Source organism: Mycoplasma sp. 744 (genome assembly GCF_034863305.1).
GTDB lineage: Bacteria > Bacillota_I > Bacilli_A > Mycoplasmatales > Metamycoplasmataceae > Mycoplasmopsis.
Genome location: NZ_JAYFFF010000002.1, coordinates 120,757 through 144,951 on the forward strand (window position 1 = coordinate 120,757; position 24,195 = coordinate 144,951).

The window sequence follows — 24,195 nt, forward strand, 5'->3', positions numbered from 1 at the left end:
AATTATCCTTTATTTAAATAAATAAATTTAAAAAATAATTTGTTGAAAAAATTTGATTTAAAATTTAGCGAAATGTTAGAAATTGTTTTTTCTTGAGGAGAATAATTTATAATACTGTCACTATATTTAATAATCCCTTGCATGCAAGTAGATAAATTAGAAATATTTGTAGTATTTTTAAATTGTTCGAAAGGAAATTTGGAATTTTTAAATAATGTTGAAAAAGTGCATGCACTATTTTCTAAAAACACTATCTTATATCCATCTTTTATATATGAGTATAATTCTTGTAGTAATTCTTGAAAATATTTTTCAATTTTATTAATAAATAATTGATAAAAAAGTTTTTGTTGCAAACTTAAGTTTAAATTTTTAATTATTAAATTTTGATCATTCTGAAAAAAAGAATTAACAAGTAGTTTAAATTGTTTGGTAGATAAATTCATTCTTGAAAATATTTCGTTAAAAATTGCAGAATAATTTATTTCTTTATAACTATTGCAAATAATATTTTTATTAAATTCTTTTGCTAAAGTTCATGAATAATTATTCAATTCTAAATAAATTTTATTTAAATAAGAATTATTATCAACTTGCGCTTGAGCAAACATTTTTGTACAAATGTTATTAAAAAATATTTTAGTTTGATTAAATTTTTTTATTATTTTATCTAAAATATTATTTTTTGTAATTAATAAATAATTTTTTATTAATGTAATACTTTTTGCAATTTTATTTAAAGGTAAATTTCTATATATTTTTAACTGATCGACTAAATCAATTGTTTTATAACAGCTTACAGTTTGATTTAAAATAATTTTTTCTGTATTTAATTTTGTTTTCATTTGTTTTTCTAATTCATTATTAATTTCTTTAGTTATTAAGTTACTCTTAACTAAAATTTCTGCTTGATAACTTTCTAATTCATAATAATTATGTAAACTTTCATCCAAAATCAAATTACTTTTAATTATTAATTTCTTTTTATTTGTTAATAGTTGTTTTTCTAATTCTTTATGTTTAATCATTAATAAATCAAGTGCTTTTAAATCAGAAGTAAGAGAAATGTTTTTTTCATAAAGTAAAACATTTTTTTGATCTTTTACTTCAATAACATTTAATGTTACTTTATTTTTACTTATAAGATAGTTGAAATAAACATTTCTCATTTGTTACTCCTTTTTAAAATATTTTAGTAAGTACTCTTAATTTAGCACTTCTTGCACGATGATTAATTTTAATTTCTTTTTCAGATACTTTAATAGTTTTAACACTGTATTTTTTTTCTTCTTTAACAGGCATTTTTACTGGTAATTGATTTTTAGTTAATTTACCAAAAAAATTTTTAACAATTTTATCTTCTATAGAGTGAAATGAAATAACACATAAATTAGCTTGCGGTTTTAATAAATCTAGTGCATCAACTAACATATTTTTTAGAGCGTTTAACTCATCATTTACTTCAATTCTTAAAGCCTGAAAAATAGCTTTGTTAGGATTTTTTAAACTAACTATTTTAGCAGGTAAAGATTTTCTGATGACATTTGCTAATTCTAATGTAGTATTTATAGGTCTATTTTCTACTATGGCTTTCGCAACTTGTTTAGCAAATTTTACCTCAGCGTTATAATAGAAAATTTGACTTAATTTGTCAACATCATAATGATTAACAATATAATGTGCATCTAAAAATTGATCTTGATTCATTCTCATATCCAATTTTGCATTTTTGTTATATGAAAAACCTCGATCTGCATTATCAATTTGTGGTGAAGAAATTCCCAAATCTGCAATAATACCATCAACTTGTTTGATACCAAGTTTATTTAATTCATTTTTTATATTTTTAAAATCAGAATGAATTAAGTAAAAATTATTATTTATTAATTCCAATTTTTTACGACTTTCTTGTATCGCGAAATAATCTTTATCAAAAGCAAATAATTTTCCTTCTGGAATATTTTGCAAAATTAAACTAGCATGTCCGCCCATACCTAATGTTAAATCAACATATATACCATTAGGTTTTAAATTTAATGCTTCAATTGTTTCTTCTAGTAAAACACTTTGATGTTTATTTGAAAGCATTTTGACGAGAGGCAAAAGCATTGGCGGCTTCTAATAATTCTTCTTCACTAATTGAATCTAAATATTGTTGATACACTTGAGGATTTCATATTTCTACTATATCCCCAACGCCTAATAATAAGACTTCTTTTTGAATGGCGGCTTTATCTAAATAAGTTTTAGGAATAATAAAACGATTTTGTGAATCCAATTCAATTTCTTGACTATTTCCTAATCAAAATCTTTTTAATTTTCTTACTAGAGGATCAAAATTACTTTCATAAGTTAACGATTCTGTTAATTTTTGAAATTCTTTTTCGCTTCTAAGTTCAATAACTCCGTTCATTCCTATTGTAATGTAAAATTTAGTACCTAAAAGATCTCTAATTTTTACAGGTAGAATGACACGATTACGATCATCTAAATTTCGATTGAATTGACCATAAATATTATTCATCACCACTTTCCTCCACCATTCACCATTATTTTACATTTAATGAAATTAAAAAACAAGAAAAAAATATAAATTTAGTAATATATTTTGGAGAATATGAAAAAAAATATTTTTTTACAAAATTAAAATAAAAAACAACTTTTAAGTTGTCTTTTAAAAATTATTTTTTGTTAAAAATTCTTATTGCTTGGTTAACATCATCAACTTTACCAATAATTGTTAATAAATCATCAACATGTATTTTTGTAAAACCGTTTGGCAAAATAAATTGTGGTCCTCTTTTAATTAGAACTATAGAAACCCCAAGTTCATTTAATTTAATGTCTTTGATTTCCTTATTTAATACTTTTTCATTAATAACATAAGTAGTTCCCATAACAAAACCATTACCTATTTCTTGTAAATCTTTAGAGTATTTAATAAAGTTTGTATTAGCTGCTAATAATGCCGTTCTAATACCTGCTTCATATTCAGGTTGAATAATAATATTAACTCCAATTTGTTTTAAAACTAACGCATGTCTTTTAGAAGTTGCTCTTGCAATTATATTTTTAACTTTTAATTCTAATAATGAAGCAACAATTTCGATATTATCTGAAACAGCCACAACAACAGTATCAATATCTTTTATATTTAATGCTCTTAAAGCTTTAATATCAGCTGCATCGGCTATTGCTATGTTTTCAATAGAATCACTAAAAGTTTTTAAATGTTCTTCGCTTTTATCAATAAGCATTAAAGAACAATTCATTTTATTTAATTGCGCTATAACTGCACTACCAAAACGTCCTGCACCTATAACACAAATATTTTCACTTTTATTTTTTGCCATTTTTTACTCCTTTAATTTTATTTTAAATAAAAAATAAAATAAATTCTTAATATATTATAAATAATATATTATTTTAATTATGAGAAATTGAAAATTAATAAGATGATATCGTCATAATTCTTTATATCGTTTTTTTAGTAATCTTAACTTTCACTTTAAAAAAACTAAAAAAATAAGAATAATTTTTTTTACTTACTTGTTAATAGTTTTATTAAGTTCTTTACTACTTTTTAGCCCATTAACTCATCAAGAAATTAATAGCCAATGAAATAGTATTAAATTTGAAGATGCTTTATTTACAGCTTCAAGTGCTTTTAGTGATACTGGTTTAGTAACACTTAGCACTTTTAAAACTTGAAATATTTTTGGCCAAAGTATTATTGCTATTTTGATTTTTCTGGGTGGAATAGGTGTATTTGTATTAAAAATTTATATATTTAATTTTTTATTTTTTGGTAAATTAAGATTTTCTTTAAGTGAAATTAATTTAGCTTCAGCAGAAAGAACTGATGCAAAAGGACAAAGTTCCAAACAAGTTATTGTTGATGCTGTTACTTTTTTAATAATTATTTTTCTTGTTAGTTCAATTGGTTTATCTTTTTATTTTTATTTAGTTCCTGCAAGAAATTTAGGAGAAATTGAAACAATATATCAAAATAATCTAAATTTAAATATTTCTCAAAGTAAAACTTATCAAGAATTAGGAGAATTTATTTTGCCTCATAATAATTGAGCTTTAAGTTTTCGTTACGGTTTTTTTCATGCTCTAAGTGCTTTAAATAATGCAGGTTTTGATATTATAGGTGAAAAATCATTATTAAGTTTTTACCATAATATTGAGTTACAAATTTTCTTTGTTATTTTATTTCTTATTGGTGGTTTAGGTTATCCAATTATTCATGACATTTTTAATTTTTTTAGATTTAAAAGCAAACATCCTAAACGCAAATATTATTGACAATTATTAACCAAAATTAGCACTATCACTTATTTATTAATTACAATTATTGCCTTTTTAATTATTTTATGTATGGAATTATTAAGTAAAAATCATATTTTACAAAATCAAAATGATTTTTATAATAGTACAGCTTTAAAAATTTGAGCCTTATTTTTCACTAGTTTATCAACAAGAAGCGCCGGTTTTGCTACTATACCAATAAATCAATTTTCTCCTAACAGTATTTTAATTCTCATTATTTTAATGTTTATAGGAGCTGGCCCTTCTTCCACGGGTGGTGGCATAAGAACTACTACTTTTGCTATTATTTCCATTGCTTTAATTTCTAGATTAACTGGTAGACCATCTGTTAGAGCTTTTAAAAGAAAAATTGGTAATAAAACTGTTCGTAATTCATTTACTGTATTTTTAACTAGTATAATGTTGGTTTTATTTGCTTCTATAATTTTGTCTACTTCTTCATCCAATTATTTTGGTCAAGCTGATTATGACTTTTTAAATTATATATTTGAAGCCACTTCAGCATTTGGAACTAGTGGTTTAACAGTAGGCATTAGTGAAAAATTAAATATTTTTAGTAAAATTATTCTTACTTTAATAATGTTTATAGGGCAATTTGGTGTTTCGTCTACTTTATTAGTTTGAGGTAGAAAACGTAATTATTCATACAAATATGAATATATAACAGAAGATATTGCCATAGGTTAAAATGCTTTTATATTAATTAAATTGTTCATTTTTTAAAAAATAACTCTATAAAAACAATAATAAATAATAGGAGTAAAAATGAATTTAAAAAAACGCGCATACAATGGAAAAGAATATATTTTAGATGAAGAAAATCAAGTAGTTAGATTATCAAAAGATTATCATTTAAAATTATTAAATTCAACTAATAAATTCGAATGTTTTAAAAAATTTGGTGGATCTTCAATAGGCGATATTTTTTTAACTGACAATTTTAAAAGCCATTTTAGTGCTTTTTGTTTTATTGCAAGATTAAAAATGCCTGCTTTACAATTAAAATATATTAAAGCAGGAATAGAATTAGAACCTAAAGTAATAGAATATTTAAAATCTATTTGACAAAATGAAACAATTGAACATATAGAAGCAAGTAAAGTTGATTATGATTATTTTAAAGAACAAAATATTATAGGTGGTGTGCCTGATGGTCTAATTAAAAATAAAAAAATTGTTTTAGAACTTAAGGCTGTTGGAGCAAAAAAAAGAAAAGAATGAGAAAATGAAAATAACAACATTCCTGAGGACTATAAAAAACAAGCACAATTATATGCTCATTTACTTGGGTATAATCATTATATGATTGTTGGAACCTTTTTAAATGAAAATGATTATGAAAATACTCACTTAGTTGATTTTAAAACTCAAACACAAGGTTTTTTATTTAAAGTTAATCATGAACAAGCAAAAGATGATATTAAAGTTATTAAAGAATTTTGATTAAAATATACGCAATTAGGTATTTCACCTCAATATCGTTTAGATAGATCTGATAATGATTTGGTTAATTATTTAAAATGTCATAATGAAAACGAATGAAAAGAATTATTTAATTTATGAAAAGAACAAGGAAAAATTGATGAGGAGATTGAATTTGAGTAAAAATAATCATATAACAATTAATTTTAAACATTATTTTAATTCATTTATATCACAAGATTTTTTTATTTGAGAAAAAAAAGATCCTAATAATCCTAATAATTATTTAATTCCTCAAATCGATCAAAATAATTACCAATTATTTACTACTAAAAATCATGCAAGAAATCATTTTAATGTTGAAGAAGAAGATAATGAAGAAGAAGAAGAGAATAATTTTTTATATGATATTTTAAATAATTTAAATGATGAAGGTTTTACTTTTTGAAAAGATTTAAAAACAAATAATAAAATTTTAAAAAATGATTCTTCCAATAGATCAAATATTTTAATATATTCTAATGTTCAAAAACAAATTTTAGATTTTTTATTAAAAAATGAGTTAAAAAACCCAGAAAAAAATAAAATTGGTTTTATGCCTCAAGCAAAAAAAGTTAATGAATTAAAAGAAATATTTTTCAACTATTACAATAATGACAAAATAGATTACATAATTAATCCAGCTGTAATTTTTGAATACAAAGATAATAACAAAATAAAAGCAAATGATAATTTTTTTATAAAAGCTAATTTTTTTGCCTTAGATAAAAAAAATATGACTGCTTATTTAGTCAAATATAAAAATAGTAATGAAATAAAAGATTACTTATGAGCAAATTTTATATACGAAATTTCTTTATTAACTAATGTTAAAATTAATCAAATAAAAATGATTCTTTTTGATAATAACAATGAAGAAATTTTAAAAAATAAACTAAATTTAACTATAACTCAAGCAGCTAACATTAGCAAAAATAAAAAAACAATTGATACTAAAAAAACTGATTATAGTTATCAAGAACTTCTTCAAATAAAAAAAATAAATAATTTAGTAAATAATGGCAAAATTTTTGATAATTTAGTTAGTTTAAATTTACATAACAAAAATCTAACTTTTATGGATGCTATTTATCATAATTCACCTTTTAACAGCATCAAAAGAAAAAGAAAAAATAATAAAACTGATTATCCTGTTTTTTATTTTTCTAATGATCAAATTTTTAATGAAAAAGGAGAGTTTGGTGACTTTAAATCTCATATAGATAAAATTATTAATGGTTATTATTTAGATAAACCTATTTATTCTAACATAAATTCTCAGTTAGATTTAAAATATGATTATCACGAAGTATATGGAAGTAATAAAAATTTATTAAAAGAAATAAGATCATTGCATTTAGATAGTAAATATGAATTCGCAGCAAATGTAGAAAATTTAAGAACACAATTAGATTTTAATCATATAGAAAAATATAAATATAAAGTTGATCAATTAAGAAAAAGAGCTAACTATTTCACTCAAGATGCCATTAATGAACTTAGTAAATATTTAAAAGCTAATAAACGTTATATTTGATATGACTATGAAGGTGTTTCATCTGTTACTCCCATTATTGATGGAGTAAATTCATATTTACAAATTACTAATCAAGTTTCGATAATAGAAACAATAAATGGTCAAATAATAAAACACAACAATAATATTGCTTTAAATATTGTTAAAGATCCTAAAACTATATCTTTAATTGATATAGTAGATAATATTTTAAGCGTTTATTCAAATAAAGCTGATTATTATGTAGTTTTTAATAAAAATTATGAAAACACAAGAAACAACGAAATTCTTAAATTAGTTCTTAATAAATTTGAAAATAACGACAAAAATTTTATTCTTCAATTAAAAGAAAGAGCAATTGAAAATTCTTTAGATTTTGAAAAAATAATTAATCACATAAATTTTAATACTTTAGATTTGATGGATTTTTTAAATAGTACAGAACAAAATATTAATTATATATTCCCTTTTGATTTAATAAATTATCAAAAAAGAAATATTAATGATATTGATAATATATTTTTAAATGAAAATAATACACTTAATAAATTTATTAAAACGCCATTAGAATTTGTAAATAATAATAAAATTGAAAGATTTTTTATTTTTGAATTATTTGGTAAAAAAAGTATTAAAAAAATCGAAAAATTAATTAATTTCAATCAATTTAATGATTTAGAATATAGTGAATATTTTAAAGAATATGCTGATTTAGATGTTAAAAACGGATCAATGGCTATGAAAATAGCTATAGATAGATATTTAAATGTTATAGAAGATCAAGAATGAATTGAAAAAGAAATAAAATTAAAAGAATATTGTCAAAATGATGTTATAGCAATGTTAGTAACTTTTGCATTTTTTAAAAAAATTATTCTTAAAACTTTTCCAGAAATAAATAATTATGCATATAATTTTGAAAATGGTTATTTATTTTTCGATGAACAAACTAAAAAAATTAAACTCTCTATAGAAGGTAAAAATGAAAATTAAAAATTTAAAATATTTAACTTTTGCACCTATTGTAGTAAGTGCTTTTGCATTTACTAATGCTTGTCAACAAAATCAAGATAGTAATAATTATTCAAAAAGAATTGAAGCATTAAAAGAATTAAGTTATAAAAACGAAATTGTTAAATTAGTTTTAAGTGATGGAACAATAATAAAAAACATAGTTATTACTGACGCAGATGATAAAAATAATTATGATTTAAGCGAACATATACCAAATAATTATGTTTTGCAAAACACCGAAAATCAAAATATAAATGTTAATAAAATTAAAAGTGTTGTAATAAAAGAAAATAAGGTTGATAATAATCTTTTTGACAGACTTATTCAAGAACAAAATAAATTGGATAAACTGGTAAATAATATTAAACCAGAAGAAAATTATTTAACTAATTTCAGAAATAGTTTAAATCAAAACTATAAAAAAATAGATAGTAATTTAGATCTAAATAAACAAACTGTTTTGCAAAATATATATTTTATAACTCAAAATTATTTTAATATAACAAAAATTATTGAAACAAATAGAAAACAATTTAGTGTTTTTGATAACTTAATGCAAGAATTAAAAACTCAATTACAAAATTTTAAAAATAGAAATAAAGATAATAAACAAATAAATAGTTTAAATGAAAAAATTACAGAATTAGAACAAAATTTAATTTCTTTTGATAGTAAAAAAAATGATTTTACTGAAGGAATACAAATTATCAATGAATATAAAAAAAACTTTGATTTATATTATCAAATACTAATAGAATTTAACAAAATATCTAATAATACTAAAGAAAAATTTGAAGAATATGTAAATGATATTTCAAATAGTTATTGACAATTAATTAATATAAATAATCAAAGACCGATATACACAGCTAAATATTTAGAAAAAGCTATTATAGATTTTAAAAATAAATTTTTAATTTTTGATGAAACTATAACTCAAGAAGAAATTGATAATTTAAATACAATCAAAGAACAAACTAATAATTATCTTTTAGACTATACAAACAAATTAAATAATTATAATAAAGTCAATGAACAATATAGGTTTTTAGAAGAAACTATATTTAATTCGATGTTACAAAAAAATAGAATTCTTGGTAAATTTAATGCTTATATAACTGAACAACTGGATAATTTTACACAAGAAACTTATTTTTTATTAATTGAAAATAATAAAATTTTATCATTTGATGATGAACAAATTGATCAAATGACACTAGAAGTAGAAAAAATTATTCAAGAATATAACAATAAACTTTTAACTTTAAATAATCAAATTTTATTTTCAATAATTGAAGAAGCAAATAAATTAGTTAATTATTATTTAACAACTTATGAAAATACTGAAAATGTGCAAATTAAAAATGTTTTAAACATCATGCAAAATTTACAAATTGTAATAAATAATCCTAATCTAGTAGATAATATTGATAATATAGTTAATTCCTCAGCTGCAATTTTAAGTCAAATTCAAACAGGACAACAATTAATTCAAAATTTATTAAATGATTCAACAAATAATTAGCTTTATTAATCTTAAATTTTATCTTTTTGCTATAATTAACACGTTATATATTTACGCGTAAATTTATAAAAGGAGGACAGTAAAATGGCTATCGTTCCAAAACGTAAAACATCTAAACAACGTAAACATAAAAGACGTACACATGATGCTTTACCTGTTCAAAATTTAATTTCATGTAGTAATTGTTCAAACATGATTCAACAACATGTAGTATGTTATGTTTGCGGTTTTTATAAAGGTAAAAAAGTACAAGGCTACAAGAGTTTAGACGATCGTAAAAAAGCTGAATAATAAAAAATAACACTGTTTTATATATAGTGTTATTTTTTATTATATTAATTTAAACCAACTAAAACGCCTTTATTTACAAATGTTTCATTGCCATTACCTCATATTAATTCAGGTAGATTTGGATAATCTATAAATGGATTTCTTAATCCTTCATTTGCATTAACATTTGTATTTTTATTACTAAAATATTTTGATATAACATTATTTCGTTTAATTTCAAATTTTTCTACTTGATCTTTATTCGCTCATTGCAAATAAGTATTTAAATAATGTTCTTGAAAAAAAGGAAAAGCATTACTAAAAACTTGTGAACCTTTTTGAGCATAACCATTACCATGTGTTAATTGAAAGTAAAAATATATTCTAGCTACATTACCTTTAAAACCATCTATTGGTTCAGCAGCAACTTTAGCTTTTACTTTAGTTCCATTTAAAGAAACAAAAGTTGGTTCATCAACATTATCATGTGGATCATTACCTCTTCTAGCATTAACTACTTCATCAGTAGGTAAGACAAAATGAGGATCGTGTCTAGTTGGAACATCGCGATTGAATCATGATTGTGGTATAACATGTTCTCTATTAAATCTTGAACCTTCGCCATTTTGTAATTTTTTTCCAGTTACTACACCACCACCATATGAGGTTGATGTACCATGAAAATTATTGACATTATAAGAATAAGGATCTTCACCATTTGGATTTTCACTATAAATATCAACTATAGTACCATCGTTTTCAAATTCTTGATCAATATCAGATTGTCTATAAATATCATAAAGGTCAGAATATGAGCCTATTTGACTTCTTTTACTTTTTTGAATTTTTACTAATTCATTTCATAATTCTATACCTCTTTTACCTTCAGCTGAAGCATAGTAATTATTTGTATTATCATAAATGTATTTAGATAAAATTTCATTTGATTTATTTATAAAGTTTGTTTCTGATTTTTTATCAGGGGTTTCGCCTGTTGAAGGGGTTTCGCCTGTTGAAGGGGTTTCGCCTGTTGAAGGGGTTTCGCCTGTTGAAGGGGTTTTTGTTTTTACTTGAGTTTCACAAGCTGCTGCAAAGACAGGAACAAAACTTAATGTAGCTGGTAGAATTAATAAGAATTTTTTAAATTTATTTTTTATCATAGCATTATAATTTTATTATTTTATATTTGAAAAAATTAAAATATTTATATAAAAAATTATTCTATTTTTAGAATAATTAAATATTTTCATCAAAACCTGAATTATAAAGTAATTTATAATAACCATTCAAAGTCATTAATTCTTTATGATTGCCTTTTTCAACGATTTTGCCGTCTTTTATAACTAAAATTAAATCACAATTAACAATTGTACTTAAACGATGGGCAATTATTAAAGTTGAACAATTTTTTATTAAATAATTCATAGTTTTTTTTATTCGTAATTCAGTTATTGTATCAATATCACTCGTTGCTTCATCTAGAATTATTATTGGTTTAGAACTTAATAAGGCTCTTATAATTGAAATTAATTGTTTTTGTCCTTGACTTAAATTTTTAGCATTCGATTCTAATTTCGCATTTAAACCTTCAGGAATATCGTCAATAAAATCTTTACCTATAACTTTTTCAACTATTGAATAAATTTGTTCATCTGTTATTTGATTATTAAATAAAGTTAAATTTTCTCTTAACGTAGCGTTAAAAATATAAACATCTTGCATAATAGTATCAATTTGATTTCTTCATGATTGTTCGCATATATCAATGCTTTTTTGATTATCAATTGTAATTTCTCCTGAAGTTGGTTGATAAAATTTTGCTAATAATTTTGCTATTGTTGTTTTACCTGAACCTGTTTTACCAACCAATGCTACTGATTTTCCTTCTAAAATTTTAAAATTAATATCAAATAATACTTGTTTATTTGGCAAACTAGGATAAGCAAAGTTAACGTTTTTAAATTCTACTTCAGCTTTTGAAATTTTCAATTCTCTTAATTCATTTTCTTTATTACCTGGTAAATTTAAAATTTTTTCTACTCTAGAAATACCGCTTAAACCCAATTGAATACTATTAACTATTTCTAGAATTTGAGAAATGTTATCAGTTAAATTAGTAATGTAAATTGATAAAGAAATTAAAACGCCAGTTTTTAACTCTACTATTCCTCCATTATTTATATTATTTATTAAGAAATAAACGCCTAAACCAATAATAGTAATTAAATTAATAAACTTGATAAAATGCAAAAAAGGAAAAGTAAAAGATATATTTTTAGCCGCATTAAAATCAGGTTTAATCATTGCCTTATTATATTTATCAAAAATATCAATTATTTTATTTTCTTGATTGTGTAAACGAATTAAAGATAAAGCATTTAAAATTTCTTCAAGATAAGCATTAAAATCGGCTAAAGTATTTTGTTGTTTTAAAAAGTGTTTTTGGTTATTTTTTATAAATAAATACAAAATAAAAGTAGATAAAGGAATTAAAAATAATGTTATCAAACCTAAAAAAGGAGCATAAAGAAAAATAAAAATAAAAATAATTAAAAATTGAAAAAATATATTAATAAAATTAGTTAACATATCGATTAATGACTGCAATATATTATTAATATCATTAATTAAAGTTGACATTAAATTACCAATTTTTTGTGTATCAAAATAACTAATAGACATAGATTGTATTTTTTGATAAGTTTGAACACGTAAATTAAAAATCATATTTATAACTGTTTTATTAATTAAGCGTCTTTGATATATTAACATCAATTTAAAAATAATATAATTTGTGGCTAAAAGTAAAATTAAAATAAAAAATAACGTAAAATCAAAATCTTGAAAACTAAAATTAGCTAAATTAAAAAAATTATCAATAATATAACCAATTAATCAAGTTGCTAGAGTAGAAGATAAGGGTATTAATAATCCTAAAAAAATTATTATCAATCATTGCTTTCAAGACAAATTTATTTTTTTCATGAATCTTATAAATTCTTTAAAAGATAATTTTTCTTTTTTAGAATTGAATTGCATATAAGCAAATCTTGCCATTTTTTATTCTCCTTTTTCTTGTTGACTAGCATAAATTTCTTGATAATGAATATTATTTTTTAAAAGCTCATCATGGGTTCCAAAACCAACCATTTGCCCATTATTTAAAACTATTATTTTATCAGCTTCTTTGATAGCATTGATTCTTTGAGCAATAATAATTAAAGTAGTGTCGGGATAATTTGTAAGTATTTTTGATCTAACGATTTGATCTGTTTCATTATCTAAAGCACTAGTTGCATCATCAATTATCAATATTTTAAATTCTTTACCTAAAGCTTGCGCAATAGACAAACGTTGTCTTTGACCGCCGGAGAGATTTTTTGCCCCTTGAGTTAATTCATAATCTAATTGATTATTTAAATCTCAAACGAAATTAGAAGCTGAAATATCTAAATTTTTACTTATATTATTTTGATTGATTTCATTATTAACTAATAATAAATTATCTTTAATAGAGCCACTTATTAATTTAGGTTTTTGATAAATATGGGAAATATTTTTTAAATAATTAACTGTGTTTATTTGATTTATATTTTTATTATCAACTAAAATTTCTCCTTGTTGTTCAGTTAATAAATATTCTTTGGTTAATAATTTAGCTAAAGTACTTTTGCCAGATCCGGTTTTACCAATAATAGCAATTTTTTGACCATGTTCAATTTTGAAATTTAAATTTTTTAAAGCATTTTTTTCTATTGTTTCTTTTTTAGTGTTTACATTTTTATAAACAAAAGAAACATTTTTAAATTCTATACTTGCAGATTCAATATTATCATAAAGAAAATTTGCATTATTATTTTTATTAGTTTCTAAATTTAAAATTTCAAAATACCTTTTTACAGCTGCTTGTGATCTTAATAAGCGATTAATTGTAAATAAAGTAAAAAATATAGAATTAGTAACCATAGTTAAATAGGTACTAAATTGATAAATTTCACCAATTATTTTACTATTAGTTCCTAAAGCATTTAATTTAATTAAAATTCCTATAATTAAAAATAAAATTACATTTCCTAATATGCTAATTAAATCTAATAAAGGTCACGCAGTAGCAGAAAAAATATTTACTTTTAAAGAAGTATTACGTGAATTATCTGCATGCATTTTATAATTATCTAATCTTTTATTTTCTAAATTATAAGATTTAATTACGGCAATTCCACTCAAATCATCTCTAGCAGTATTATTTAGTTGATCAACAGTAATATTTTCTTTAATGTATAAAGGCATTAATTTTTTTAAAACCAAAAACGCTCCCAAAGTTAAAAAAGGAGCAATAATAACAATACTTATTGATAAATAAACATTAGTAGATAAAGCAAAAAACAAACCTCAAATAATAAATGATGGAGAAACTAATACATGTCTTACTAAAGTATTAAGTCCTTGCTTTAATTTTTGCATATCATTAGTAAAACGTGAAATAATTGTGCCTTCACTAAATTGATCAATATCATTTTGTTTTAAATAAATTAATTTATGAAAAAGCCTTTTTCTTAATTGATAAATACCTTGAATTGCTACATTTCAGGCTAAAATTGATGCACTATAAGAAACTGTCATTAATAAAACGGCAAAAATTATAGTTAATAATATTACCATTCAAATGGTTTCATGATAACTTTTTGCTTCAATATTTCAAAAAATAATTCTTATTGTAGGCAAAGAATTTTCTTGAGTTTGTGTAGCTAAGGAAATTAAAACTTTAGTAATTGATGGAATTATAGTTGATAAAAAAGGTTGCAACAACGATAAAAACATCGTTAAAATGGCAATAAATTTTAATTTGGGCGTTAATAATTTAATTATTTTAAGCATATTAACCTTTCACAATTATTAATTATAAACAATAACAAAAACTAAAATAATTAAATTAATATATAATTATTTTTATATATTAAATATTAATAAAATACAAAATATAATAAAGGAGCAAAATGGCTAAATTAGATGATCGTGATCCACTTCTTAGTCAACAAAAAATTAAAGAAAGACGTGAATTATTAGAAATTTTGCATCAAGAAAATCAAAATGAATTAAATAATCCGGCACTAGTAAATATTAATGCTTTGAATTTAGAAAATCTTGAATGTCAAGAACCAAATTGTTTATTAAAAAAACTAACAATTGATAAAACAGAATATAAAAAAAGAATTTTAATTCGTTCCTTATCCATTACCCTTATTTTTATTGTTTTAATAATCTTAGTTATAATAGCTTATCTCATAGGAAAACAAGGTTAAAATGAATTATTTATTAATACTTTTAGTTATTAATTTAACAATTGTTTCAATAATTTTTATTTTTGTTATAGGACCTTTAATTGTTCAAAAAATCAAAACAAAAAATCGCAAAAACCAATATCAAAAATTAGGTCAAAGCAGTCAATTAAGATTAATTAATCAATTAAGAGAAGCAATAGAATATTTTTCAAAAAATAAAATAGGAGCAATAATAACTATTGAAAATAACGATAATATCGAAAATTTAAGAACTGATGGTGTTATATTAAATGCTAACATTTCTTCTAGTTTATTAATTGCTATTTTTAATAAAACTAGCCCCTTGCATGATGGAGCTGTAATTATAAGAGAAAATAAAATTTATTATGCTTCTACTTTTTACAAAATTACTAAAAAATCAATTAATAATCAATATGGCGCAAGACATAGAGCGGCAGTAGGCATAAGCGAAATTTGTGATGCAACCACAATAATTGTTAGTGAAGAAACAGGTGAAGTTAAATTTGTTAAAAATGGTAATTTTTATGATATAAGAATTGAACAATTCCAAGAACAACTTATTAAATATTTGAAGGATTAATATGTCAGATCAAAATGAAGTATTGAATTGAAATGAATTGCTTCTTGAAGCTGTAAAAAAGAAAGATAAAACACAAATTAAAAAGATAGCAGATGAAATTCCTTATGCCGAACTTGCAGAAATTTTAGAAAATTTCACAATAGAACAAATTAAATATGTTCTCAAAAATCTTGATGATGATTTAGCCAGCGAAACATTTGCTTATTTAAATGTAGAATTACAAAAAGAATTAGCGACTTCTTTTACAAATAAATGAGAAATTAAACTTTTACAAAATTTACAAAGTGATGAATTAGCTCATGTTGTAGAAGAATTAGATGAAAATGAAAAATCAAAAATTTATGCTTATATTTCTAATGATAAAAGAGAAGAATTAAACAAAATTCTCAGTTATAATGAAGAACAAGTAGGTAATATTATGAGTGTTGATATTTCTTCGCTTAATAATAATTTAACTTGTGAACAAGCGTTAAATAAAATCAAAAAAGATTTTAAAAATAAAAATGCAGAAATAGTTCATTATTTTTATATTGTTGATGAAATGGAAAAATTACTTGGTTCTATCACTTTAGAAGAAATTATTTTTTCAAATCCTGAAACTAAAATCGATGATTTATATTCTCCATCAGCTTTTGTTAATGCTAATGACACTAAAGAAAAAGCAGCTCAAGTTTTTAGCGAAAATGATTTTTCAGTTTTACCTGTTGTAAATGATGAAAAAAAACTTATCGGTATGATAACAAGCGATGATGTTATAGATGTTATTAATGAAAAAGCCACAGAAAATATTTATAGTGATGTAGGTATAAATGCTAAAGATTCAAATAATTATGATTATTTGAAAATGCCAATTTCAACTTTAGTCAAAAGCAGAATTTTTTGATTAATAATTACTATTATTTTTAGTACTTTGCTTCAAATTATTATTGATGTTTTTCTTAAAGATAATACTTTTGAAACTACTTTTGCTGCTTTATTACCAATTGTTATTAGTGTTCCAATTATGACATCAAGACATAGTTATATAACAATTAAAAGAAATTTAGAATTACAAGAAATAACAGATAAAGACTATAAAAAAGTTTTGAAAAAAGAAATTAAAACAGCAATAATAATAAGTTTAATTTTAGCTTTAATTAATATTTTAAGATTATATATTTACTATGCTATTAAAGGAGATTTTACAATCCAAAATTGATTATTAACTTCTTTACAACAACAAAAAGAATTAACACATACTTTAATTATTAGCAGCACACTAGTTATTGTAATAAGCACTTTATTATCTGCATTAATAGGTACTTCTATACCTATTTATACCATTAAATATAAAAAAAATTTATCTACTTTCTCAACGGTTTTTTTAGGAAATTTAGCAACATTAATTTCAATTTCTTTAATGATAATTTCTTTAGTAATTGCAAGACAAATAATATAATAAAAAAAATCATTTTTAGTATTTCAAAAACTAAAAATGATTTTTTAATAATTTTTTATGAAAGAATATCTCAAGGTTCTAATTCAATAATAGTATTATTTTTAGCTGTTTCTAAAATATTTGAATTAACAAATTTTTCATCTACTATCACACCAAATACATATTCATTAAATCATTCATCACTCATTGAAAAATACCCTTTTGAACCTACTTTATCACCTCATGAATTTTCAATTTCTCATTTTAATGGTTGGTTATTATCATCCAAATCTACTCCGACAATAGTCATAGCATGCGTAGGAGCGCTTAAACGATAATTAACTCTATCTTCTTTATTAAGATTATTAAAAGGTCTTAAAGTTTGTTCATAAGAAAAAAGATTTAAATCCATTATCCCTTTTTTACTATCACTAAAAGCAGCAACATCACAATCAAATCAAACTGGTTTTTTATTTTGAAGTGATTCTATAACCGCATTTTTTATTTCATTAATTGTGGTATTTATGAAAGTTAATTTATCGCCCTCTAAAACTGAAGTGAAATACTTAGCTTTCAATATAGTATTTTTAGGATGTTTATTTCTAGGATCATCCGTTAAATTAATCATATTTAATTCATCAATTAATGCATATTCTTTGGCAAAATTTAAAGGAGTAATATCTTTTATTTTATGAAATTTATCATCTTTATCACGATATTCAAAAGTAAAAATTTCTGGGGGTAAACCTAAAGCTTTAGAACAAATTTCAAAAATTCTTTCTAATGAACTAAGTTTAATTTTTTGCGCTAATAAAAAATCATTTTTAGCGTTAATTGCATGTTGAATACTTTTAATAGTTGAAACTAAATGAATTTGTAAAACATCATTTAAGTCATTAGTATCTGATGAATTTGATACTTCCTCCATGATATTTTTTGGAACAATTCCATATTTTTTAATTAAACTTTGCGCCCATTCATAATAACCGCCATCACCTATTATATTATCCATAAAAGTAATAAATAAACGATCATTAAAATCTAAATTAGGATTATCGATAAAAAGTTGCAAAATAGTATTAGCTTTTTCTAATTTATCTCAAAAAAGTAAATAGTTTTGTGATAATTCAAATTCTTTAAGATTTAATTTTTCTGCTACTATAGGTTTAAGAATATTTAATGTAGCAAAAATTCAACATCTACCGGAATTTTTTTGATTTGTCATACCTAATTTTTCTGTTTGTAAAGAAAATTCAAAATTATGAATGCGCTGTATATCATTATTATAGGTTGCGTTTTTGATGCCATTTTTTGTAATAGCATTTTCTATAATTTTATTAAAAGAATTATTTTTATATTTTTTAAAACAATTATCTAAAAATTCTTTATTAATTTGCATGATTTTTTCCTTTTATTTTTTATTATTTGCTAAATTCATTAGTACATAACTACTTAAATTATCACCTATTTATGGTAAAATTATAAATATAATTTATAACATTTTAATATTATGAAATTATAAGAGGTTACTAATGGATATAACTATAAAAAAAATTTTACTAGAGACTATAGAATTTGACCAAAAAAACGTTACTATCTTAGCATGAGTTACAGCCAATAGAGGAAATAATAAAATAAGATTTATAAGTATTAATGATGGTTCTACTGTTAAATCATTACAAGTTGTTGCAAAAAATGATAAATTAGATTTAACACAATTAGATGATAAATTTTTACATTTAGGAGCTGCAGTTAAAGTAAAAGGAATAATTAGATATACTCCAAACTCTAATCAAAAAGGTGAATTAGAAGCTATAAATTTTGAAATTTTAAAAGATACTGATTCATCTTTTCCAATTCAAAAACAACAAATTAATTTAGAAACTTTAAGAGATATTCCTCATGTAAGACATAGAACCAATTTATTAAGATCGGTTTTTTTAATTAGATCAACATTAGCTCTTGAAATTCACAAATATTTTAGAGAACATGATTTTCTTTATTTTAATGCTCCTATTATAACAAGCAATGATGGCGAAGGAGCAGGAGAAACTTTTGTTGTTAACGATGAAAATACAAATAATCCCTTTTTTGGTTCAAAAAAGGCAACCTTAGGTGTAACAGGTCAATTACATGGCGAAAGCTTTGCACTAGGATATAAAAAAATATATACATTTGCTCCTACTTTTAGAGCTGAACATTCTAATACTAAAAAACACGCAGCAGAATTTTGAATGATTGAACCTGAAGTAGCATTTTATGATCTTAAAAATATAATTGATTTAGCTGATGATTTATTGAAATCAGTTATTAAAAATACTTTATTAATTCATAAAGATGAATTTGATTTTTTAGAAGAAACAGTTGATAAAAATTTAAGAAATAAATTAAACAATTTTTTAAACAAAAAATTACAAATTTTGGATTACAAAGATGCTATAACTCATTTAGAAAAAGTAAAAGATCGCTTTGAAGAAAAAAATATCGTGTTTGGTTTAGATTTAGCAACAGAACATGAAAGATATATAGCCGAAGAATTAATAAAAGGCCCTGTAGCTTTAATTAATTTCCCTAAAGATTTTAAAGCATTTTATATGTATCAAAATGATGATAATAAAACAGTTGCTGCTTTTGATTTATTAGTTCCTGGAATAGGAGAATTAATTGGTGGCAGTCAAAGAGAAGTTAGAGAAGATAAATTACTTAATAGAATAAAAGAAATTGGCATTTCACAAGAAGATTTACAATGATATTTAGATTTAAGAAAATTTGGTAATTCTGGTTCAAGTGGTTTTGGTATAGGTTTTGAAAGATTAGTCATGTATGTAACTGGAATTGATAATATAAGAGATGTTATTCCTTATCCAAGAACATCAGGCAATATAAAAATGTAGGTGAATATGAAAATTTCTTTAATAATCCCTGAAATAGATAATCCTTTTATTTTAGAAGATGTTTTATATAAACTAAAAGAACAAAATAATCAAGATTTTGAAATAATTTTAGCTTTGAAAAATAATTCTAAAAGCATTTTTAAAGTCTTTGAAAAATATTTGATTTTTTTTGGTTCAAGATTAAAGTTCATTTTAAATACCAAAAAAAGAACAACTCAAAATGATATAAGTATTGCTTTTCATTTAGTGAAAAACGATTATGTTAATATTTTATTTCCTAATACTCACATAAAAAAAACTTTTATAAACGATTTAGATAAATTATTAAATTGCGAAAAAGAACCAGACATCATTGAATTTACACCTTTATTCAAAGGAGATGTTAAATGATATGTAAATTCAAGAATCGAAGAAAATTTTTATAATAATAGTGAATTATTAAAAAAATATCCATTTTTGCTTGCTTATACATTTCCTATTATTAACAATAAATTAATAAATAAAAAATTAATTCAACAATTCATAAAATTTAAACCTTCTAAGGCAAACAGTAGTATTTTTTGTTTAGAATTAGTTTATTTTTTAATGTTAAAAGCCAAATCTTATTATTTTTCAAACGAAATAATTTTTAGCCAATATGTTAATTTGACCAATGATTTAAATATAAATATTTTATTAGATCAATTTAATCGCTTAAAAGAATATATCGTTGTCAACGATTTGAAATTAACACATGAAATTGAATATGCTGAATTATATTTTATTCAAATATTTCTAGCAACATTAATTAATCTGGGTAAAAGCGAAACTTTTTATACATGAAATAAAAATAAAGAATTAAAAGAATTTAAAAAAGAAAAAATTTATCACCAAATATTATCATTCATTATAAAAAAACAAAACACTGGTTTAAATTTTTATAATACTAATTTTTACTTGAATCAAAATAAAATTGAAAGTAAATATTTAAAATCTATACCTGATGATAAAAATATACATAATTTAATTAATGTTTTATAAAAATGATTTTACATAAGAATGCAAATTTTATTCATAGATTTATTTCAAATATAATTGATTTAATAATATTTTTTTCACTTATAGTTATTCAATATTATTTTTTAATAAACAAAACTAATTTATTTTTAATTCGTAATTGATATTTATTTTTTATTTTTAGTTTCATTACATCTTTTAGTTATTTTATCATTATTCCTTTTGTTTCTAATGGGCGAACATTGGGAATGATTTTTACAAGATTACAATATATTAATTTATACAACAATGAAAAAAATAAATTATTTTTAATAATTTTAAAAAGAGCTATTTTTAACTTCTTTTTATATGTTTTAATTTCTTTAATAATTTTATGTTTAATTTATCCATGAGATTTAGAACTTTTCAAAAATTTTATTAATTCAATTACTAATAAAGAAAATAAAATTACTTATAACGTCAAAATTATTATTATTTATCGAATTATCACAACTTTAATAACATTAAATCTTTTATTAATTTCAGCTCATTATGCATCTTTGTTAATTAAAAAAAATAAAGTAGGTATTTTAGATTATTTATGCTCATCTAGAGTAGTACTTATTAAACATTATAATTTAGAAAAATTTAACAAAGAAGTTAAATTAATACCATTTAAACATCATAACAAAAAATATTACTATATAGAGGAAAAGAGGTAGTTATGCAAAATATTAAAAAAGACAAAATTCTGAAAGATTTAAATGCAGAACAATTGGAAGCTTTAAACTATTTTGATACACCTCTGAGAATAATTGCTGGTGCAGGCAGCGGTAAAACTAGAGTTTTAACTAGAAAAATTGCATATTTAATTAATGTTTTAGGTATTTCTCCTAGGCAAATTTTAGCATTGACTTTTACTAATAAAGCAGCTAATGAAATGAATGAAAGAGTAATGCAATATACTAATAATACTGAAAATAATAAACCAGAAATAACTACTTTTCATGCTTTATGTGCAAAAATACTTAGAATTGAAGCACATAATTTAGGTTTTAATAATGATTTTCAAATAGTTGATGATTTAGATAAAAAAATTATTCTTGATTCAATTTATAAAATTCATAATTTAAATACACAAGATATTAAATATAGTCGTTTGCTTAATCTTTTTTCACTAGCTAAAAATAATAATTTTACCGGTGATGAATTAACTATTTATCTTAATAAAAAAGAAACAGATTCAGTTATTATTCAAACCAATAAAGTTATAGGACAAATGTTTGAAGAATACAATCAAAATCTTAAATTAAAAAATTGTTTTGATTTTGACGATTTAATTCTAAAAGTAAACGAATTATTTAATAAACATTTAAACATTGGTAAAAAATGAGCAAGTTTTTATTCTTATATTTTAGTCGATGAATTTCAAGATACTTCAAGTTTGCAATATGAAATTGTTAAAAAATTAACTAATGAAAACACTCATTTGACAATAGTAGGAGATCCTGATCAAACTATTTACTCATGAAGAGGAGCAAATGTTAATTTAATTTTAGATTTTCATAAAGATTTTCCTAATACTAAAACAATTATTTTAAAAACTAATTATCGTTCTACTCAAAACATTCTTGACGTTGCTAACAAATTAATTCATTATAATAAAAATCGTTTTGAAAAAGATTTAATTACAAATAATCCACAAGGTAATGAAATTGATTTCATACACGCTTTTAGCACAGAAGCAGAAGCTAGATGAGTTGTTCAAAAAATAAATGAATTAAAAAAACAAAAAATTCAATTAAAAAATATAGCAATTTTTTATCGTTCTAATTATTATTCTCGTTCATTTGAAGAAGAATTGATAAAAGAAAATATTAATTATAAAATTAGCGATAGTCAAAAATTTTTCCAACGTAAAGAAATAAAAGATGTTTTAAGTTATTTAAGAGTTGCTTATGATTTTAGTGATGTATCATTAATAAGAATTATTAATACACCTTCAAGAAAAATTGGTGAATCCACTTTAAGCAAATTAATAAATTTTTCTCAAGAAAAACAAGAAACATTATTTAATTCCTTAATTAAGCATTATAAAGAATTAAACGTTTCTAAAACTGTTTTAGCTAATATTATTTCTTTATTAAATTCTATTCGCAAGCATAACAAAGCTTTAGAAAAATATTCTATTTTTGAAACTATTTCTTCTTTATTAAAAGAAGTTGGTTATATAAATTACATTAAAACTGATCCTGCTTTAAAAAATACAGGAGAAGAAAATGTTAAAGAATTGTTGAATTCTATAAAAAATTGAGAAAAGAAAAATCCAGACAAAGGAATTAAAGAATATTTAGAAGAAATTTCTCTTTATTGTGCTGGAGATGAATATGATAATGGTACTAATCATGTAACGTTAATGACTATACATTCGGCCAAAGGTTTAGAATTTGATAATGTTTTTTTAGTTGGAATGAACGACCAAATTTTTCCACATCGTAGAGCATTAGAAAATAATTTTGAATTTTTAGAAGAAGAAAGAAGATTAGCTTATGTGGCTATAACAAGGGCTAAAAAACGTTTATTTATTAGTGATAGCAGAGGATATTATGGTGATAAAAATATTAATAAAACTCCTTCTAGATTTTTAAAAGAAATGGGATTAGATATTGAATCTAAAATTTTGAAAAATGAAAAAACTTTTTTTGACTTTTCATCAATTAATAATGATGAAAATATTAAACAGCTTAATAAAAATATTATAGCTGGGGATGTAATTAGCCATACAACTTTTGGCGAAGGAACTGTATTAGAAGTAAATAATGATTCAATAGTTGTACAATTTGTCGGCAAAAATGGTATTAAAACTTTAAATAAAAATCATTCTTCAGTAAGATTATTAAAATAA

At 22.1% G+C, this 24,195-nt stretch carries 20 protein-coding genes; 12 read left to right on the plus strand and 8 right to left on the minus strand.

The window, feature by feature from the left end; translation table 4 throughout:
* Window positions 1-2: 2 nt before the first annotated feature.
* The 4 genes from VBM87_RS01695 to VBM87_RS01710 all read right to left on the minus strand — a co-directional run bounded on the left by VBM87_RS01695 (window position 3) and on the right by VBM87_RS01710 (window position 3,353).
* Window positions 3-1,169: an MAG3720 family protein gene (locus tag VBM87_RS01695; protein ID WP_323177104.1), complete on the minus strand. Its 1,167-nt coding sequence runs from the start codon at window positions 1,167-1,169 to the stop codon at window positions 3-5.
* 13 nt (window positions 1,170-1,182) lie between these two features.
* The gene (gene rsmH, locus VBM87_RS01700; RefSeq protein ID WP_323177105.1) at window positions 1,183-2,109 is read right to left on the minus strand and encodes a 16S rRNA (cytosine(1402)-N(4))-methyltransferase RsmH; all 927 of its coding nucleotides are present in this window, start codon (window positions 2,107-2,109) and stop codon (window positions 1,183-1,185) included.
* Window positions 2,075-2,524 (minus strand): division/cell wall cluster transcriptional repressor MraZ, encoded by a 450-nt coding sequence (gene mraZ, locus VBM87_RS01705; RefSeq protein WP_257075599.1) that lies wholly within the window; start codon window positions 2,522-2,524, stop codon window positions 2,075-2,077. The genes rsmH and mraZ overlap by 35 nt, the downstream gene beginning before the upstream one ends.
* Window positions 2,525-2,681: 157 nt before the next feature.
* Complete coding sequence (locus VBM87_RS01710; protein WP_257075601.1) at window positions 2,682-3,353, minus strand: potassium channel family protein; 672 nt, start codon at window positions 3,351-3,353, stop codon at window positions 2,682-2,684.
* 79 nt (window positions 3,354-3,432) lie between these two features.
* Between VBM87_RS01710 and VBM87_RS01715 the strand changes: the two genes are divergently transcribed.
* The 5 genes from VBM87_RS01715 (at window position 3,433) to rpmF (ending at window position 10,142) form a co-directional block, all read left to right on the plus strand.
* Entirely contained in the window at window positions 3,433-5,022 is a 1,590-nt protein-coding gene (locus tag VBM87_RS01715) for a TrkH family potassium uptake protein (protein ID WP_323177106.1), read from the plus strand.
* A 78-nt stretch (window positions 5,023-5,100) separates the two neighbouring features.
* Window positions 5,101-5,940, plus strand: a complete 840-nt coding sequence (locus tag VBM87_RS01720) for an MAGa7180 family putative nuclease (RefSeq protein WP_323177107.1) — start codon at window positions 5,101-5,103, stop codon at window positions 5,938-5,940.
* Window positions 5,933-8,305 (plus strand): UU173 family protein, encoded by a 2,373-nt coding sequence (locus VBM87_RS01725; protein WP_323177108.1) that lies wholly within the window; start codon window positions 5,933-5,935, stop codon window positions 8,303-8,305. The genes VBM87_RS01720 and VBM87_RS01725 overlap by 8 nt, the downstream gene beginning before the upstream one ends.
* On the plus strand, window positions 8,295-9,851 hold the full coding sequence (locus tag VBM87_RS01730; RefSeq protein ID WP_323177109.1) for a hypothetical protein: 1,557 nt from the start codon (window positions 8,295-8,297) through the stop codon (window positions 9,849-9,851). Before VBM87_RS01725 ends, VBM87_RS01730 begins: the two co-directional genes overlap by 11 nt.
* A gap of 84 nt (window positions 9,852-9,935) precedes the next feature.
* Window positions 9,936-10,142: a 50S ribosomal protein L32 gene (rpmF, locus tag VBM87_RS01735; RefSeq protein ID WP_257075606.1), complete on the plus strand. Its 207-nt coding sequence runs from the start codon at window positions 9,936-9,938 to the stop codon at window positions 10,140-10,142.
* 44 nt (window positions 10,143-10,186) lie between these two features.
* Here the strand turns inward: rpmF and VBM87_RS01740 are convergent, their stop codons facing one another.
* From VBM87_RS01740 to VBM87_RS01750, 3 genes are all read right to left on the minus strand, one after another.
* Window positions 10,187-11,281 (minus strand): endonuclease, encoded by a 1,095-nt coding sequence (locus tag VBM87_RS01740; protein WP_323177110.1) that lies wholly within the window; start codon window positions 11,279-11,281, stop codon window positions 10,187-10,189.
* A 76-nt stretch (window positions 11,282-11,357) separates the two neighbouring features.
* The gene (locus tag VBM87_RS01745; protein ID WP_323177111.1) at window positions 11,358-13,178 is read right to left on the minus strand and encodes an ABC transporter ATP-binding protein; all 1,821 of its coding nucleotides are present in this window, start codon (window positions 13,176-13,178) and stop codon (window positions 11,358-11,360) included.
* Window positions 13,179-13,181: 3 nt separating this feature from the next.
* On the minus strand, window positions 13,182-14,999 hold the full coding sequence (locus VBM87_RS01750; protein ID WP_323177112.1) for an ABC transporter ATP-binding protein: 1,818 nt from the start codon (window positions 14,997-14,999) through the stop codon (window positions 13,182-13,184).
* A gap of 119 nt (window positions 15,000-15,118) precedes the next feature.
* Here VBM87_RS01750 and VBM87_RS01755 point away from each other — a divergent pair, with 119 nt between their 5' ends.
* Genes VBM87_RS01755 through VBM87_RS01765 form a run of 3 tightly spaced genes read left to right on the plus strand, consistent with a single transcriptional unit; the run spans window position 15,119 to window position 17,442 of the window.
* On the plus strand, window positions 15,119-15,424 hold the full coding sequence (locus VBM87_RS01755) for a hypothetical protein (protein WP_323177113.1): 306 nt from the start codon (window positions 15,119-15,121) through the stop codon (window positions 15,422-15,424).
* A 1-nt stretch (window position 15,425) separates the two neighbouring features.
* Window positions 15,426-16,004 carry a diadenylate cyclase gene (locus VBM87_RS01760; protein ID WP_257075611.1) on the plus strand — a complete coding sequence of 193 codons (579 nt, stop codon included), beginning with the start codon at window positions 15,426-15,428 and terminating at the stop codon, window positions 16,002-16,004.
* 1 nt (window position 16,005) lies between these two features.
* The gene (locus VBM87_RS01765; protein ID WP_323177114.1) at window positions 16,006-17,442 is read left to right on the plus strand and encodes a magnesium transporter; all 1,437 of its coding nucleotides are present in this window, start codon (window positions 16,006-16,008) and stop codon (window positions 17,440-17,442) included.
* 55 nt (window positions 17,443-17,497) lie between these two features.
* Here VBM87_RS01765 and VBM87_RS01770 read toward each other — a convergent pair whose 3' ends face one another.
* A complete protein-coding gene (locus VBM87_RS01770; protein WP_323177115.1) occupies window positions 17,498-18,820 on the minus strand; it encodes a C1 family peptidase in 1,323 nt (440 codons plus the stop codon).
* A 133-nt stretch (window positions 18,821-18,953) separates the two neighbouring features.
* On the opposite strand from VBM87_RS01770, the gene asnS reads away from it, so the two are divergent.
* From asnS to VBM87_RS01790, 4 genes are read left to right on the plus strand one after another with little or no spacing between them, the layout of a single operon-like run.
* Window positions 18,954-20,315 (plus strand): asparagine--tRNA ligase, encoded by a 1,362-nt coding sequence (gene asnS, locus VBM87_RS01775; protein ID WP_323177116.1) that lies wholly within the window; start codon window positions 18,954-18,956, stop codon window positions 20,313-20,315.
* Window positions 20,316-20,321: 6 nt separating this feature from the next.
* A complete protein-coding gene (locus tag VBM87_RS01780; RefSeq protein ID WP_323177117.1) occupies window positions 20,322-21,335 on the plus strand; it encodes a hypothetical protein in 1,014 nt (337 codons plus the stop codon).
* A 2-nt stretch (window positions 21,336-21,337) separates the two neighbouring features.
* Window positions 21,338-22,012 (plus strand): RDD family protein, encoded by a 675-nt coding sequence (locus VBM87_RS01785; RefSeq protein ID WP_323177118.1) that lies wholly within the window; start codon window positions 21,338-21,340, stop codon window positions 22,010-22,012.
* A gap of 2 nt (window positions 22,013-22,014) precedes the next feature.
* Window positions 22,015-24,195, plus strand: a complete 2,181-nt coding sequence (locus VBM87_RS01790) for an ATP-dependent helicase (protein WP_323177119.1) — start codon at window positions 22,015-22,017, stop codon at window positions 24,193-24,195.